The organism is Aeromicrobium sp. Leaf289 (genome assembly GCF_001423335.1).
Lineage (GTDB): Bacteria > Actinomycetota > Actinomycetes > Propionibacteriales > Nocardioidaceae > Aeromicrobium.
On sequence record NZ_LMNK01000004.1, the window covers coordinates 424463 to 440044 of the forward strand.

Genomic DNA, 15582 nt, shown 5'->3' on the forward strand with positions numbered 1-15582 from the left:
GTCACCATGAAGACCTTCGACGACCTGTTCGCCGAGCTCGCCGCCAAGGCCAGCGACCGGCCCGAGGGCTCGCGCACCGTCGCCGAGCTCGATGCCGGCGTGCACGCGATCGGCAAGAAGCTGGTCGAGGAGGCCGCCGAGTCCTGGATGGCCGCCGAGCACGAGGGCCCCGAGCGCACGGCCGAGGAGATCAGCCAGCTGCTCTACCACGCCCAGGTCATGATGATCGCCGCCGGCATCTCGCTCGACGACGTCTACGCGCATCTGTGACGACAGCGGACCCAGCACCTCCTCGGGCCGTGCCGCTGTCGTGCGATCCGGCCACCGTCCCCCGTCGTGGCGGACGCCGGTCGGGCCCGACCTCCTTCGTCAGAAAGTCACCACCATGCTGAGAGTGGCCGTTCCCAACAAGGGCGCCCTGTCCGACGCCGCCAGCCAGATCCTCGCGGAGGCGGGCTACCGCCAGCGCCGCAACACCAAGGACCTCGTCCTCGTCGACGCCGAGAACGACGTCGAGTTCTTCTACCTGCGACCCCGCGACATCGCCGTCTACGTGGGGGAGGGCACGCTCGACGTCGGCATCACCGGCCGTGACCTCCTGCTCGACTCCGCGGCCCCGGCGACCGAGCAGATCGGCCTGGGCTTCGGGGCCTCGACGTTCCGCTTCGCCGCGCCGACCGGCTCCATGTCCGCGATCGCCGAGCTCGAGGGCAAGCGGATCGCGACCTCGTACCCCGTCATCGTGCAGGACTACCTGAGCGCGCGCGGGGTCGCGGCGACCGTGGTCCGCCTCGACGGTGCGGTCGAGTCCTCCATCCGCCTCGGCGTGGCCGACGCGATCGCCGACGTCGTCGAGACCGGGAGCACGCTGCGCCAGGCCGACCTCGCGGTGTTCGGCGACCCGATCCTCTCGTCCGAGGCCGTCCTCATCACGCGCGGCGAGGCAGGAACGGGCGAGCCCGACGGGTACGCCGTGTTCAAGCGTCGTCTCGACAGCGTCCTCGTCGCCCGGACGTACGTGATGATGGACTACGACATCCGCGTGGAGCACGTCGAACGGGCGGTCGAGCTCACGCCGGGCATCGAGTCGCCCACCGTGTCCCCGCTCCATCGTGAGGGCTGGGTCGCGGTGCGCTCGATGGTGCCGCGCGACGCCGCCCAGAAGATCATGGACAGCCTCTACGAGCTGGGCGCTCGCGGCATCCTCGTGACCGACATCCTGGCGTGCCGGGTATGACCACGCACCGTCCCGGCGGGACCCGCTACGTCGCCTACGGGTCCTGCGTGGCCCTGGTGGCGATGTCGGTCGCGATCACCTTCGCGCTGCCGCAGGAGATCCGGTCCCAGGTCACGCTCTCCCAGGCGCTCACGCTGTACGGCTCCATCGCGGTGTTCATCGTGATCCTGCACGGCATCGGTCGCAGCCGGGTGACGGTGTCCGACGACGAGCTCGAGGTCGTGAACGGGTACCGCACGCACCACGTGCCGTGGAACCGGGTGAAGGGCTTCGCCTTCGGCGAGGGCGCACCCTGGCCCACCCTCGTGACGGTCGACGACGAGAGGCTGATGCTGTTCGCCCTGCAGGGCACGAGCGGCCACGGCCGGGTGCGTCAGGTCGTCGACGACCTGGTGCGGCGCGTCCCGTGACCGGTCGCTCGCTGGCCGAGCCGGCGTTCCCCGACGACGACGGACGACTCGATCCTCGCCTCGGCGCTGCCCTGGGCGACACGGTGGCCGTCCTGGCGGTCCTGGGCTCCGTGCGCGTCTTCGTGCCCGTGGTCGCCACGCTCGGCGCCGCGAGCCAGGCCGCCGGCCCCGAGGCCCTGACCAGCGGGGACAAGGACGCCGACATGGCCGCGGTGCTGATGACCGGCGCCGACGGCCGCCAGGCGCTGCTGACGTTCAGCAGCCTCGATGCGATGGCACGGTGGAACCCGCAGGCCCGACCGGTTCCCGTGTGGGGCCAGGCGGCCGCCGTGGCGGCGCAGTCCGAGGGCGCCACGGCGCTGCTGCTCGACCTCGGCTCCCCGCACTTCCAGGTCGTGGAGACCGACGACCTGCGGCACCTGGCGGCGGGGGATCGGCTGGTCTCCACCGACGTCGGCCACGCGTGGGTGACCGGAGGCTGACGAAGGTCGCGACGGCCGGTGCGCCGGTGCGGCGGCTCTCGTCCTGGTGGTGCGCTGCCGCGGGCGACTGATCCTCCGGTGCGGTGTCGCACGGGTCCTGCCCCGGTGGGTGGAGACCTCTGCAGCAGCGCAGCGGCGGGGCGAGCCGAGGCAGGGCAGCAGCGAGCAGGGCCTCCTCACGCGCTCTCGGCCGCCCGAACCCCGGCGAGCGGGACGGTGATGTGCACGGCGGCGTCGTGCCGCTCCACCCGGGCGACGAAGCCCGCCGCGCCCACGGCACGCAGCAGCATGTCGTTCGATCCCGCGGACACGAACGTGAGGTGCTCGGCGCCCTGCGCCTTGGCGTGCCGTGCGGCGTGCTTGACCAGCAACGTGCCGAAGCCGCGCCCCTGCCAGGCGTCCTCGACCAGCAGCTGGAAGACCAGTCGGTCCTCGAGCGGCTCGAGCACCCCGTGACCCACCAGGTCGAGACCGACCTGGACGACGATCGCGAGGCCACGCTCGGGAGTCACCAGCCGCCGTGCCATCCGCGTCGTCATCGGCATCCGCAGAGGGACCTGGTAGCGGGTGTAGAGGGTGTCGACGCTGCACCGCTCGTGCAGTGCCGCCACGGCCTCGATGTCGGCGAGTCCGGCCAGGCGGACCAGCGGCATCGGGTGGCGGGGCGAGGGTGCGATGAGGGGCACGTCGACGCCGGCGTCGCTCACGAGCGACAGCAGGGCCTGCGCGCGCGCCCGCTCGACCGCGGTGAAGGGGACCGCCCGGCTGATCCGCAGGGCGCTGCCGTTGCGGCGCCGCAGGTCCAGCACGTCGTGGCCCGCGTAGTCGGCCACGTCGGGCGGCTCGGTGGCGAGCAGCTCGGCGAGCACGTCCTCGACGTCACGTCCCTCCTCCAGGACCTGGTGGACGGCGTCCAGGTAGCGCGTCGGCGTGTCCAGCACGGCGTCCTCGTCGGCACGGGTGACCGCGACGGCGGTGCCCCCGGCCCCGACGAAGAGCTCCGCGAGGCCGACGTCGGTCCAGTCGTCGCCGGCCTCCACGACGAACTCGTCGGTGACCGTGGGACGGGTCGAGAAGACCTGCATCCCGACGATGTTCACGTCGGCCTCGCCGCACGCCAGTGCGATCCGGCCCAGCAGACCGGGCCGATCCGGGAACGTGGCCCTGACCCTCCACCTCATGTCGACACCTCCTGCGCCCATGCTGGGCGGCCGGTGTTGCCCGTCGACGTCCGCCGTGTTTCGCCCGGATGTCGGCTGTTCCGGACCGCGGCCGAGGGGTGCCGGCGCGCCGATTTTCACGAGGGCGCGAGGGTTTGCTATCCTGGGGGAGAAGTGGAGGCCCACCTCCCACCTGCTCGATCCGCGGATCGGGGGGTACCTCGGCCGGTACGCCCGGCCGAGCGACGCTGTTCGGTTCGCACCGACGGCGTGCATCGGTGGCCTCCGTCCTGTCGGACGGGGGCCATTGTCGTGGGCCTCCTGGACACAGACCACAGGAGGATCCATCAGCACAGAGCTGCGCGTCAACGACCGCATCCGCGTACCCGAGGTCCGGCTCGTCGGACCCGGCGGTGAGCAGGTCGGCATCGTTCGCATCGAGGACGCCCTGCGCCTCGCTGCCGAGTCCGACCTCGACCTCGTCGAGGTCGCCCCGACGGCCCGCCCCCCGGTGTGCCGCCTCATGGACTACGGCAAGTTCAAGTACGAGGCCGCCCAGAAGGCACGCGAGTCACGACGCAACCAGACGAACACCATCATCAAGGAGATGAAGCTTCGTCCGAAGATCGACCAGCACGACTACGACACCAAGAAGGGTCACGTCGTGCGGTTCCTGAGGGCGGGCGACAAGGTCAAGATCACGATCATGTTCCGCGGCCGCGAGCAGCACCGACCCGAGCTCGGGTACCGCCTGCTGCAGAAGCTGGGCGAGGACGTGGCCGACCTCGGCGTCGTCGAGGCGCACCCGCGCCAGGACGGCCGCAACATGACGATGGTGCTCGCGCCGCTGAAGAAGAAGTCCGAGGCCCAGGCCGAGGTCAAGGCCGAGAAGGCCAAGACCACCGCTGAGAAGACCGCGGAGCGTGAAGCCGAGGCGGCCGCCGACAAGGCGCACCGCGAGGCCCAGAAGAAGACTGCGACGCCGAAGAAGCCCCGGCGTCGAAGCGAGAACCTCGACCCAGACATGGAGGCATGAGATGCCGAAGTTCAAGCCCCACTCGGGCATGAAGAAGCGCGTCAAGATCACCGGCAAGGGCAAGCTCCGTCGCGAGCAGACCGGCCGCCGGCACCTCTTGGAGCACAAGCCCAGCACCCGCACGCGCCGTCTCGACGGCACGGTCGACGTGTCCAAGGCCGACACCAAGATGGTCAAGAAGCTGCTCGGTCGCTGACCGCACCCCACCCGAAGGAGAACCCCTATGGCACGCGTCAAGCGTTCCGTCAACGCGCAGAAGAAGCGCCGCGAGACCCTCGAGCGGGCGTCCGGCTACCGTGGCCAGCGCTCGCGCCTGTACCGCAAGGCCAAGGAGCAGGTCACTCACTCCCTGGTCTACAACTACCGTGACCGCAAGGCCAAGAAGGGCGACTTCCGTCGTCTCTGGATCCAGCGCATCAACGCTGCCGTCCGCGCCGAGGGCCTCACGTACAACCGCTTCATCCAGGGCCTCAAGGCCGCGGGTGTCGAGGTCGACCGCAAGATGCTCGCCGAGCTGGCCGTCAACGAGCCGGCCGCGTTCAGCGCCCTCGTCCAGGTCGCGAAGGACAACCTTCCGGCCGACGTGAACGCGCCCAAGGAAGACGCGACGGCCTGACCGCCCTCGCACCGACGCCCGTGGCAAGCCCCGAGCACACCGTGACCGTCCGCAGCGGACGGATCAAGCGTGCTCGACGGCTTGCCACGCGGCGTTTCCGGGCCGAGACCGGCGAGTTCCTCGCCGAGGGCCCGCAGGCCGTGCGCGAGGCCCTCGCCGTGCCCGACGTGGTGCTCGAGGTCTTCGCCACCGCCGCGGCGCAGGAGAGGCACCCGCTCCTGCACCAGGCGGCCGACGCCGCCTCCGTCACCTGGACGGTGGTCGACGACGAGGTGCTCGCCGAGGTCGCCGACGCCACCACGCCCCAGGGCATCGTGGCCGTGTGCCGCACGGTCGTCAGGGGCCTCGAGGCCGTGCCGGACGAGGCGCGTCTCGTGGTGGTGTGCCACGACATGCGCGACCCCGGCAACGCCGGTGCGGTCATCCGGTGCGCCGACGCCGCCGGCGCGGACGCCGTGGTGCTGTCGGCCGACAGCGTGGACCCCACGAACCCGAAGGCCGTCCGGGCCGGTGCCGGCAGCCTGTTCCACCTCCCCGTCGTGGTCCACCGCGACCACGGCGAGGTGCTCGAGGCGCTTCGGGCACGCGGTCTCCAGGTGCTCGCCACCGACGGCGACGCCGACGTCGACCTCTTCGACGCCGATCGCGAGGGCTCGGGTCTCGACCTGGCCGCCCCGACGGCCTGGGTCATGGGCAACGAGGCCCAGGGACTGCCCGCCGAGGTACGCGACGCCGCCGACCTTGCCGTGGCCGTGCCGATCCTCGGCCGCGCCGAGAGCCTGAACCTGGCCACCGCAGCCGCGGTGTGCCTCTACGCCAGTGCGCGTGCCCAGGGAGATCGATGACCACCACCGTCCTGCAGTGCTGCCTGAACGGGTCCCGCGACGTCGACGAGCACCCCGGGGTGCCGGTCACCGCCGAGTCCTGCGCGGCCGACGCCGCCGCCGTCGTCGCCGCCGGCGCCCAGGACCTGCACGTCCACCCGCGCACGGGCGACGGACGCGACAGCCTCGAGCCGGCCGACGTCGCGCACTGGGTCGAGGCGGTCCGCGCCGTCGTCGACGTCCCGGTGGGGGTCACCACGGGTGCGTGGGCCTGGACCGGTGGGACCTCGCCGGCCCGCGCCGTGGCCGCGTGGACGGTGCTGCCCGACCACGCGTCGGTCAACTGGCACGAGCGCGACGCCGTCGACCTCGCGGCGGCGCTCGTCGACCGCGGCGTCCAGCTGAGTGCCGGCCTCTGGACCGAGGACGCGGCCCGCGACTGGCTCGCCTCCACGTGGCGCGAGCACACGTCGGTGGTGCTGCTCGAGCTGGCCGACGCCCCCGACCAGCGCGAGACGGCCGAGGCGCTCCTGGAGCTGGTGCGTCCGACCGGCATCCCGGTCCTGCTGCACGGGGAGGGCCGCTCGGCCTGGCCGATGCTGGACCTCGCGGTCGAGCTCGGGGTCTCCACGCGCATCGGGCTGGAGGACGTCGTCGAGGGCCCGGACGGCGAGCACGTCGACGGCAACCTCGCGCTCGTGGAGCTCGCGTCGGCACGCGGCGCTCGTCGCGAGTAGTTCATTCGTACTAGATTCCTTCCATGGACCTCGACGACTTCCCCGACGGCGTGGTCATCGCCGGTGCGGACGGGATCGTCGAGTACGTCAACGGACGCATCGAGAAGATGGCGCGGGCCGCGCCGGGCGAGATGCTCGGGATGCACCTGTCCGACGCCATGCCGTTCGACGACCTGAACGGCAACAGCTGGTACGACTCCACCCACCCCTACGACGGGCTGAACATCCGGAACCGGCTCTCCGAGCAGTCCTGGTACTCGCCGCGGGGCAGCGAGTACCTCGTGACGGCCCGGCTGGTGCGTGACCGGCCCGGCGGCACGGTGGTCAAGGTCATCGCGAGCGTGCGCAACGCGAAGGTGCGCAACCAGCGGGACCGTGAGCGGTCGGACCTGGTGGCCACCGTCGCCCACGAGCTGCGGTCGCCCCTCACGGGCATCAAGGGCTTCACCGCCACCCTCCTGTCGAAGTGGGACCGCTTCTCCGAGGAGCAGCGCCAGTTCATGCTCGAGACGGTCGACTCCGACGCGGACCGCCTCAGTCGACTCATCACCGAGCTCCTCGACGCCGCCCGCATCGACGCAGGCCGGCTCACCCTGCGTCGCGGACCCGTGAAGCTCGACGAGGTCGTCAGGGGAGTCCTGCGCAGCGCCTCGGCCGGTGGTGAGCCCTTCGAGCTCTCCACGATCGGCGAGCCGCACCTGGTGTGGGGCGACGCCGACCGGATGACCCAGGTGGCCACCAACCTGATCGAGAACGCCATGCGGCACGGGCACGGTCTCCGGAAGGTCGTGGTCGAGCACCTGGGCGAGGACGACGCCGTCGCCGGAGGTGGGGGAGCGGTGCTGGAGATCCACGACCAGGGGCCCGGCATCCCCGAGGAGATGCGCCAGCGCGTGTTCAGCCGCTTCTGGCGCTCCGGTCCCGGGGCGGGCAGCGGGCTCGGCATGTACATCGTGCGCGGCATCGTCGAGGAGCACGGCGGCCGCATCGAGATCGGCGATGCCGAGGGTGGTGGCGCCTGCATCCGGGTGTGGGTGCCCGTCAACGAGCCCGACGCCCTGACCGACTGACCCGCCGCGACCGATCCGGGCCCGGCCACCGCGACCCGGGCCGGTCCCGCTGGACGGCCGGCTCACTAGACTGCTCGCGTGTCCGCCCCGAACTCCGACTACGACCCCGTCGAGGTCGCCGCGCTGGGCGAGGCCGAGGTCGCGCGCGTGCGCGACGCCGCCCTCGCCGCGATCGCCGCCGCCGACTCCCTCGACGCGCTCAAGCAGGTGCGCATCGCCCACACCGGCGACCGCTCCCCGCTCGCGCTCGCGAACCGCGAGATCGGCGCGCTCCCGCCGCAGGCCCGCAAGGACGCGGGGCAGCGGATCGGACAGGCGCGCGGGGCCGTCAACCAGGCCCTGGCTGCTCGCTCCACGGAGCTCGAGTCGCTCGAGGAGGAGCGGCGTCTCGCCGAGGAGACCGTCGACGTGACGCTGCCGACCGACGTCGAGCCGATCGGCGCCCGGCACCCCATCACCACCATCCAGGAGCACGTCGCCGACATCTTCGTCGCGATGGGCTGGGAGGTCGCGGAGGGCCCCGAGGTCGAGGCCGAGTGGCTCAACTTCGACGCGCTCAACCTGGGCCCGAACCACCCGGCGCGCACGATGCAGGACACGTTCTGGGTCGAGCCGGAGAGTGCCGCGCTGGTGCTGCGCACGCACACGTCGCCGGTCCAGGCGCGCACGATGCTCACCCGCACCCCGCCGATCTACGTCGTCTGCCCCGGCCGCGTCTACCGCACCGACGAGGCCGACGCCACGCACATGCCGGTCTTCCACCAGGTCGAGGGCCTGGCGATCGACCGCGGCCTGTCGATGGCGCACCTCAAGGGCACGCTCGACCACTTCGCCGCCGCGGTCTACGGGCCGGGGATGACCACGCGGTTCCGCCCGTCCTACTTCCCGTTCACCGAGCCGAGCGCCGAGGTCGACCTGCTCTGCTACGTCTGTCACAACGCCGCGGACGCCGTCGCCGACTGCGGCACGTGCCGCGGCGAGGGCTGGATCGAGTGGGGCGGCTGCGGCGTGGTGAACCCGCGCGTCCTGGTCGCCTGCGGCGTCGACCCCGAGGAGTACTCGGGCTTCGCCTTCGGGATGGGGCTGGACCGCACCATCACCAGCCGGTACGACATCGCCGACCTGCGCGACCTGTGGGACGGCGACATCCGCTTCACCCAGCCGTTCGGAGTTGGTCTGTAGACATGCGTGTCCCTGTGGAGTGGCTGCGGTCGCTCGTCGAGCTGCCGCCTGCCGTGACGACCGAGCAGATCGCCGACCGGCTGACGATGTACGACCTCAAGCTCGAGGAGATCGTGGGCGGCGGCATCACCGGGCCGCTCACGGTCGGGCGCGTGCTCGAGGTGCGTCCCGAGGAGCAGAAGAACGGCAAGACCATCAACTGGTGCCGCGTGGACGTCGGCCCCGAGCGGAACGAGCCGTCGGTGCCCGACGCACCGGGCGAGGACGTCCCCTCGCGCGGCATCGTGTGCGGTGCGCACAACTTCGGCGTGGGTGACCTGGTGGTCGTCTCGCTGCCGGGCACCTACCTGCCCGAGCTGGGCTTCGAGATCGGCTCGCGCAAGACCTACGGCCACGTCTCCGACGGCATGATCTGCTCCACCAGGGAGCTCGGCCTGCCCGACGACGAGACCACCGCCGACGGCATCCTCGTCCTGGCCGAGGGGTCGGCGCAGCCGGGCGACGACGCCGTGGCGCTGCTGGGCCTGGGCGACCAGACCCTCGACCTCGAGGTCAACCCCGACCGCGCGTACGCCCTCAGCCTGCGCGGCGTGGCCCGCGACGCCGCGCTCGCGTTCGACGTGCCGTTCACCGACCCCGCCGACCGCCCGATGCCTGCGGCCGACGTGCCCGCGTACCCCGTGCGGGTCGAGGACTCCGAGGGCTGCCCGGTCTTCACGACGCTGGTCGTCACGGGCGTCGACCCGACTCGTCCCACGCCCGCGTGGATGGCCCGTCGCATCACCGACGCCGGCATGCGGTCCATCTCCCTGGCCGTCGACGTCTCCAACTACGTGATGCTCGAGCTGGGCCAGCCCAACCACTGCTACGACCGCGACACGGTCCGCGGCGACATCGTCGTGCGGCGCGCACAGGCGGGCGAGACGCTGACGACGCTCGACGACGTCGAGCGGACGCTCACGCCCGAGGACCTCGTGATCGCCGACGACTCCGGTCCCATCGGTCTGGCCGGTGTCATGGGCGGCGCCTCGACCGAGCTCTCGGACACGAGCACGTCCGTCGTCGTCGAGGCCGCGTACTGGGACCCGGTGACCATCTTCCGGGCCGTCAAGCGGCACCGCCTGCCCTCGGAGGCCGCCAAGCGCTACGAGCGCGGCGTCGACCCCGAGCTCACGCTCGTCGGGGCGGCCCGCGTGGCCGAGCTGCTGGTGGAGCTCGGGGGCGGCACCCTGGAGCCCGGCGCCACCATGGTCGGCGAGCCGCCGGCGCGCACGGCCGTCACGGTCCCCGTCGACCTGCCCGCCCGCATCAGTGGCGTGCCGATCTCGGTCGACGACGCCCAGCGCACGTTCGAGCGCAACGGCTGCACGGTCGAGCGGGAGGGCGACGTCCTCCACGTGACCCCGCCCAGCTGGCGCTTCGACCTGAACGACCCCTACGACTTCGTCGAGGAGGCGCTGCGGACCGCAGGCTACGACCAGGTGCCGTCGGTCCTGCCGACGCCCACCGGCGGTCGTGGCCTGACCCGCCACCAGGAGCTGCGTCGGCGCGTAGGCCACGTGCTGGCCGGCGCCGGACTGGTGGAGGTCACCACCCTGCCCTTCGTGGGCGAGGCGGACCTCGACCGGCTGGCGCTCCCCGCCGACGACGTCCGTCGCCGTCAGGTGCGGCTGGCCAACCCGTTGTCGGCGCAGGAGCCCGGCCTCACGACCACGCTCCTCGTCGGCCTGCTCCGCTCGGCCGCGCTCAACGTCGGCCGCGGTCACGAGGCCGTGCAGATCAGCGAGATCGGCCGTGTCTTCCACCCACGCCCCGGCGCTCCCGCAGCGCCGATCTACGGCACGGACCGCAGGCCGACGAGCGACGAGATCGCCGCGCTCGACGCGGCCCTGCCCGACCAGCCGTTCCATGCCGGGTGGGTCCTGGCCGGGGAGCGGGAGCGTTCCGGCTGGGCCGGACCGGGGCGGGCGGCCACCTGGGCGGATGCCGTCGCGGTGGCGCGCCGACTCGCGGACGCCCTGCACGTCGACCTCACGGTCGAGCAGGCCCAGGTCGCGCCGTTCCACCAGGGACGTTGCGCCGCGCTGGTGCTCGACGGGCGCGTGGTCGGGCACGCGGGTGAGCTCCACCCGTCGGTGCTCAAGGAGTACGGGCTCCCGGCCCGGTCGGTGGCGGGCGAGGTCGACCTCGACGCGCTGCTCGCGGCGTCGCCCGAGGTCGGTCCGCGTCCGGACTTCTCGACCTACCCCGTGGCCAAGGAGGACCTCGCCTTCATCGTCGACGCCGGCGTGACGGCCGAGGCCCTGCGCTCCGCGCTCGCCGCGGCCCACGAGGTGGTCGAGTCGGTGCGACTGTTCGACGTGTACACCGGGGCGCCGGTGCCCGAGGGGCAAAAGTCTCTCGCCTTCGCAGTGCGGCTGCGCGCCCCGGACCGCACCCTCAAGGATGCCGAGATCGCCGAGGCCCGTGCTGCGCTCGTCGCGGCGGGGGAGTCGCTGGGGGGCGTGCTGCGCTGACGCCCGTCCTGCGGTCGCGTCGGTCTGGGTCGGTCTCGTCCTGCGGCTGCGTCGGCACGCCCTCGCCCGGGCCTGGCCTCCGAAAGGCCTCGACCGATGGCTGGGCGGTGCTCGATCGAGCTCTCGGGATCCGGCCGGGCGCGGTGGATGGGGCGGAGGTAGGTGGCGCGCGGAATCGTAGGAGCGGAGGTAGGTGACGCGCCGAATGGGGCCTTCAATCGACGCGCCACCTACCTCTGGCGACCAGAATCCGCGTGCCACCTACCTCTGACGGCCGAGAGACCCGCAGCCCGAGAGCTCGGACGGCCCCAGACCGTCCGTCCGGTCGAGGCCTTTCGGAGACCGGGCCACGAAGTGTCGAGGCAGCGCACCCGCAGGTCGGTGAGAGCCGCAGCGGCACCGCGCCCACCCCCACTGCAAGACCTTGCAGACCTGTGCAAGAATGTGAGACATGTCCAAGGTCCTCACCTCCCTGCCCGTCGGCGAGCGCGTCGGCATCGCCTTCTCCGGAGGGCTCGACACCTCCGTCGCGGTCGCCTGGATGCGCGACAAGGGCGCCGTGCCCTGCACGTACACCGCCGACATCGGCCAGTACGACGAGCCCGACATCTCGGGCATCCCCGGCCGCGCGATGCAGTACGGCGCGGAGCTGGCCCGGGCCATCGACATCAAGAAGCCGCTCGTCGAGGAGGGCCTGGCGGCGCTCGCCTGCGGTGCGTTCCACATCCGCTCCGGCGGTCGCACGTACTTCAACACCACCCCGCTCGGGCGTGCCGTCACCGGCACGCTGCTCGTGCGCGCCATGCACGAGGACGGCGTCGACATCTGGGGCGACGGGTCCACGTTCAAGGGCAACGACATCGAGCGGTTCTACCGGTACGGCCTGCTGGCCAACCCCGCGCTGCGGATCTACAAGCCCTGGCTGGACGCCGAGTTCGTGCACGAGCTGGGCGGACGCACCGAGATGAGCCAGTGGCTGACCGAGCGGGACCTGCCCTACCGGGACAGCCAGGAGAAGGCCTACTCCACCGACGCCAACATCTGGGGCGCCACCCACGAGGCCAAGACGCTCGAGCACCTCGACGTCTCGCTCGAGACGGTCGAGCCGATCATGGGCGTCAAGTTCTGGGACCCGTCGGTCGACATCGACACCGAGGACGTGACCGTCACCTTCGAGGCCGGGCGTCCCGTCGCGATCGACGGCGACACCTTCGGCGGCGACCCCGTGGCCCTCGTGCACGCGGCCAACACGATCGGCGGCCGCCACGGGCTCGGCATGTCCGACCAGATCGAGAACCGGATCATCGAGGCCAAGAGCCGCGGCATCTACGAGGCCCCGGCCATGGCGTTGCTGCACATCGCCTACGAGCGGCTCGTGAACGCGATCCACAACGAGGACACCCTCGCCAACTTCCACGCGCACGGACGTCGGCTCGGGCGGCTCATGTACGAGGGACGCTGGCTCGACCCGCAGTCGATGATGCTGCGCGAGTCGGTGGAGCGCTGGATCGCCTCGCTGGTCACCGGCAGCGTCACCCTGCGGCTGCGCCGGGGCGAGGACTACTCGATCCTCGACACGCAGGGCGAGAACTTCTCCTACCACCCCGACAAGCTGTCGATGGAGCGCACCGACAACGCGGTCTTCGGTCCGACCGACCGGATCGGGCAGCTCACGATGCGCAACCTCGACATCGCCGACTCCCGCGCGAAGCTCGAGATGTACGCCGGTCAGCCGCTCGACCAGGGCCAGGTGCTCGTGGAGAACGGCACGCTCTTCGGCGAGCTCCCCGCCGGTGGTGCGATGCGGATCGAGGCCAACCCGGCGGCCGGGTCCGACACCGAGCAGGCGCTCGACGCGGCCGCCATGGAGCTCGGCACCGACTGACCGACGCGCCCACCCGACCGATCGAACCTGACAAGGTGGACCGATGACGACCTTCACAGCAGCCGTGGCCGGAGCCAGCGGCTATGCCGGCGGCGAGGTGCTGCGGCTCCTCAGCGCCCATCCCGACGTCGAGATCGGTGCGGTCACCGCCGCGTCGAGCGCCGGGTCGCGCCTGGGCGAGCACCAGCCGCACCTGGTGTCGCTCGCCGACCGCGTGATCCAGCCGACCGACGCCTCCACGCTCGGCGGGCACGACGTCGTGTTCCTCGGCCTGCCGCACGGCGAGTCCGGACGCATCGCGGCCGAGCTCGGTGACGACGTGCTCGTCATCGACTGCGGCGCCGACCACCGTCTGGAGAGCGCGGAGGACTGGACCGCGTTCTACGGCAGCGAGCACGCCGGCACGTGGCCCTACGGCCTGCCCGAGCTGTTCGTGGGCACCGGCCACCAGCGTGACCACCTCGCCGGTGTCCGCCGCATCGCCGTCCCCGGCTGCAACGTCACCGCCGTGACCCTCGGCCTGCAGCCGGCCGTCTCCGCCGGGATCGTGGCGGCCGACGACCTCGTGGCGGTGCTCGCCAACGGCTTCTCCGGCGCCGGCAAGGCGCCCAAGGCCCACCTGCTCGCCTCCGAAGGATTGGGTGCCGCCTCGCCCTACGGCGTCGGCGGTGTGCACCGGCACGTGCCCGAGATCGTGCAGAACCTGACGAAGGCCGGCGGCGAGGGCGTGACGATCTCGTTCACCCCCACGCTCGTCCCGATGGCCCGCGGCATTCTCGCCACGTCCACGGCGCGGCTCGCCGACGGCGTCGACGCGGCTCGGGTGCGGGCCGTCTACGAAGAGGCCTACGGCGGCCCGGGCCAGGGCGAGCCGTTCGTCCACCTGCTGCCCGAGGGCCAGTGGCCCACCACGGCCGCGACGCTCGGCGCGAACACGGCGCAGCTGCAGGTCGCCGTCGACGAGGCAGCCGGCCGGCTCGTCGTGACGAGCGTCATCGACAACCTGGTCAAGGGCACCGCCGGCGGCGCCATCCAGTCCATGAACCTCGCCCTGGGTCTCCCCGAGACCACGGGCCTGACGACCACGGGGGTCGCACCATGAGCGAGCGTCAGCTGGGGGCACCACCCTGCACGGAGCGAAGCGGAGTGCTTGGGGGCGTGAACGAGGAGCACCTCATGCCGGCACTCTCGTACCGTGCTCTTCCTTCGGGGGTGGCGGCATGAGCGTGACGCGTGCGCAAGGCTTCCGGGCAGCCGGCGTGGCTGCCGGCCTGAAGTCCACCGGCGCGCCCGACGTGGCGCTGGTCGTCAACGACGGCCCGTCGACCGCCGCTGCCGCCGTCTTCACGAGCAACCGCTGCCGCGCGAACCCCGTGATCTGGAGCGCCGAGGCGATCCGCACCGGGTCGGCACGGGCCGTCGTGCTCAACTCCGGCGGAGCGAACTGCTACACCGGCGCGGAGGGGTTCCAGCTGACCCACGCCACCGCCGAGCTGGTCGCGGAGCTCCTGTCCGACGGGGGTTCCGGGCCGCGGGCGGAGAACGGCGCCGTCGGGGCCATCGACGTGCAGGTGTGCTCGACCGGCCTGATCGGTCTGCTGAACGACCGCGACGACCTGCTGGCCGGCGTGCGCGCGGCGCACGCCGAGCTGTCCGACGACGGGGGAGCGGCGGCCGCGACGGCGATCATGACCACGGACTCGGTCTCGAAGCAGGCCGCGGCGGAGGGCAGCGACGCCGAGGGGCGGACCTTCACGGTCGGCGGCATGGCCAAGGGAGCCGGCATGCTGGCGCCGGCCCTGGCGACCATGCTCGTGGTCGTCACCACCGACGCCGACGTCGACGCCGCCACGCTCGACACCGCGCTGCGCGGTGCGACGCGGGTGACCTTCGACCGGCTCGACTCCGACGGCTGCCAGTCGACCAACGACACGGTGCTGCTGCTCGCCAGCGGCGCCTCGGGTGCGACGCCTTCCGTCGAGGCGCTCACCGAGCAGGTCACGGCGGTGTGCCACGACCTCGCGCTGCAGCTGCTGGCCGATGCCGAGGGTGCCGACCACGAGATCGCCATCGAGGTCCTCAACGCCGCGACCGAGGACGACGCTGTCGAGGTCGCGCGCTCGGTGGCGCGCAGCAACCTGTTCAAGACGGCGATCTACGGCAAGGACCCCAACTGGGGCCGCATCCTCGCCTCCGTCGGCACGACCGACGCGACGTTCGACCCCGCCGACCTCGACGTCGCCCTCAACGGAGTCTGGGTGTGCCGCGACAGCGGACCGGGCGAGTCCCCCGACGCGGTCTCGCTCGAGGACCGCGCCGTGACGGTCACGATCGACCTGAAGTCGGGCGAGAGCACTGCCACGGTCTGGACCAACGACCTGACGCACGCCTACGTGCACGAGAACTCGGCCTACTCCTCCTGAGGAC

At 72.1% G+C, this 15582-nt stretch carries 16 protein-coding genes; 15 read left to right on the forward strand and 1 reads right to left on the reverse strand.

Annotation, left to right across the window (positions count from 1 at the left end):
* Nucleotides 1–6: 6 nt before the first annotated feature.
* The 4 genes from ASF37_RS14610 to ASF37_RS14625 all read left to right on the forward strand — a co-directional run bounded on the left by ASF37_RS14610 (nt 7) and on the right by ASF37_RS14625 (nt 2129).
* Complete coding sequence (locus ASF37_RS14610; protein WP_055970382.1) at nt 7–270, forward strand: phosphoribosyl-ATP diphosphatase; 264 nt, start codon at nt 7–9, stop codon at nt 268–270.
* Nucleotides 271–385: 115 nt separating this feature from the next.
* Nucleotides 386–1237 carry an ATP phosphoribosyltransferase gene (gene hisG / locus ASF37_RS14615; RefSeq protein WP_055970380.1) on the forward strand — a complete coding sequence of 284 codons (852 nt, stop codon included), beginning with the start codon at nt 386–388 and terminating at the stop codon, nt 1235–1237.
* Nucleotides 1234–1647 carry a PH domain-containing protein gene (locus ASF37_RS14620; RefSeq protein WP_055970379.1) on the forward strand — a complete coding sequence of 138 codons (414 nt, stop codon included), beginning with the start codon at nt 1234–1236 and terminating at the stop codon, nt 1645–1647. Before hisG ends, ASF37_RS14620 begins: the two co-directional genes overlap by 4 nt.
* Nucleotides 1644–2129, forward strand: coding sequence for an SseB family protein (locus ASF37_RS14625; RefSeq protein ID WP_055970377.1), 486 nt, complete (start codon nt 1644–1646; stop codon nt 2127–2129). The genes ASF37_RS14620 and ASF37_RS14625 overlap by 4 nt, the downstream gene beginning before the upstream one ends.
* A 176-nt stretch (nt 2130–2305) precedes the next feature.
* On the opposite strand, the gene ASF37_RS14630 is transcribed toward ASF37_RS14625, so the two are convergent.
* Entirely contained in the window at nt 2306–3310 is a 1005-nt protein-coding gene (locus ASF37_RS14630) for a GNAT family N-acetyltransferase (protein ID WP_055970375.1), read from the reverse strand.
* 286 nt (nt 3311–3596) lie between these two features.
* On the opposite strand from ASF37_RS14630, the gene infC reads away from it, so the two are divergent.
* The 11 genes from infC to argJ all read left to right on the forward strand — a co-directional run bounded on the left by infC (nt 3597) and on the right by argJ (nt 15578).
* Entirely contained in the window at nt 3597–4325 is a 729-nt protein-coding gene (infC, locus tag ASF37_RS14635; RefSeq protein ID WP_055970373.1) for a translation initiation factor IF-3, read from the forward strand.
* 1 nt (nt 4326) lies between these two features.
* Nucleotides 4327–4521 carry a 50S ribosomal protein L35 gene (gene rpmI / locus ASF37_RS14640; RefSeq protein WP_055970371.1) on the forward strand — a complete coding sequence of 65 codons (195 nt, stop codon included), beginning with the start codon at nt 4327–4329 and terminating at the stop codon, nt 4519–4521.
* Between the two features lie 27 nt (nt 4522–4548).
* A complete protein-coding gene (gene rplT / locus ASF37_RS14645; protein WP_055970368.1) occupies nt 4549–4941 on the forward strand; it encodes a 50S ribosomal protein L20 in 393 nt (130 codons plus the stop codon).
* 41 nt (nt 4942–4982) lie between these two features.
* Nucleotides 4983–5786 (forward strand): RNA methyltransferase, encoded by an 804-nt coding sequence (locus ASF37_RS14650; protein ID WP_235492994.1) that lies wholly within the window; start codon nt 4983–4985, stop codon nt 5784–5786.
* Nucleotides 5783–6502 carry a 3-keto-5-aminohexanoate cleavage protein gene (locus ASF37_RS14655; protein WP_056554978.1) on the forward strand — a complete coding sequence of 240 codons (720 nt, stop codon included), beginning with the start codon at nt 5783–5785 and terminating at the stop codon, nt 6500–6502. The genes ASF37_RS14650 and ASF37_RS14655 overlap by 4 nt, the downstream gene beginning before the upstream one ends.
* 23 nt (nt 6503–6525) lie before the next feature.
* Nucleotides 6526–7572, forward strand: a complete 1047-nt coding sequence (locus ASF37_RS14660) for an ATP-binding protein (RefSeq protein WP_056554976.1) — start codon at nt 6526–6528, stop codon at nt 7570–7572.
* 78 nt (nt 7573–7650) lie between these two features.
* On the forward strand, nt 7651–8754 hold the full coding sequence (gene pheS / locus ASF37_RS14665; protein WP_056554973.1) for a phenylalanine--tRNA ligase subunit alpha: 1104 nt from the start codon (nt 7651–7653) through the stop codon (nt 8752–8754).
* A 2-nt stretch (nt 8755–8756) separates the two neighbouring features.
* The gene (gene pheT / locus ASF37_RS14670) at nt 8757–11270 is read left to right on the forward strand and encodes a phenylalanine--tRNA ligase subunit beta (protein WP_056554970.1); all 2514 of its coding nucleotides are present in this window, start codon (nt 8757–8759) and stop codon (nt 11268–11270) included.
* A gap of 451 nt (nt 11271–11721) precedes the next feature.
* Nucleotides 11722–13155 (forward strand): argininosuccinate synthase, encoded by a 1434-nt coding sequence (gene argG, locus ASF37_RS14675; RefSeq protein ID WP_056581343.1) that lies wholly within the window; start codon nt 11722–11724, stop codon nt 13153–13155.
* Nucleotides 13156–13198: 43 nt separating this feature from the next.
* Nucleotides 13199–14257: an N-acetyl-gamma-glutamyl-phosphate reductase gene (argC, locus tag ASF37_RS14680; protein WP_056581346.1), complete on the forward strand. Its 1059-nt coding sequence runs from the start codon at nt 13199–13201 to the stop codon at nt 14255–14257.
* A 118-nt stretch (nt 14258–14375) separates the two neighbouring features.
* Nucleotides 14376–15578 (forward strand): bifunctional glutamate N-acetyltransferase/amino-acid acetyltransferase ArgJ, encoded by a 1203-nt coding sequence (argJ, locus tag ASF37_RS14685; RefSeq protein ID WP_056581349.1) that lies wholly within the window; start codon nt 14376–14378, stop codon nt 15576–15578.
* Nucleotides 15579–15582 lie beyond the last annotated feature (4 nt).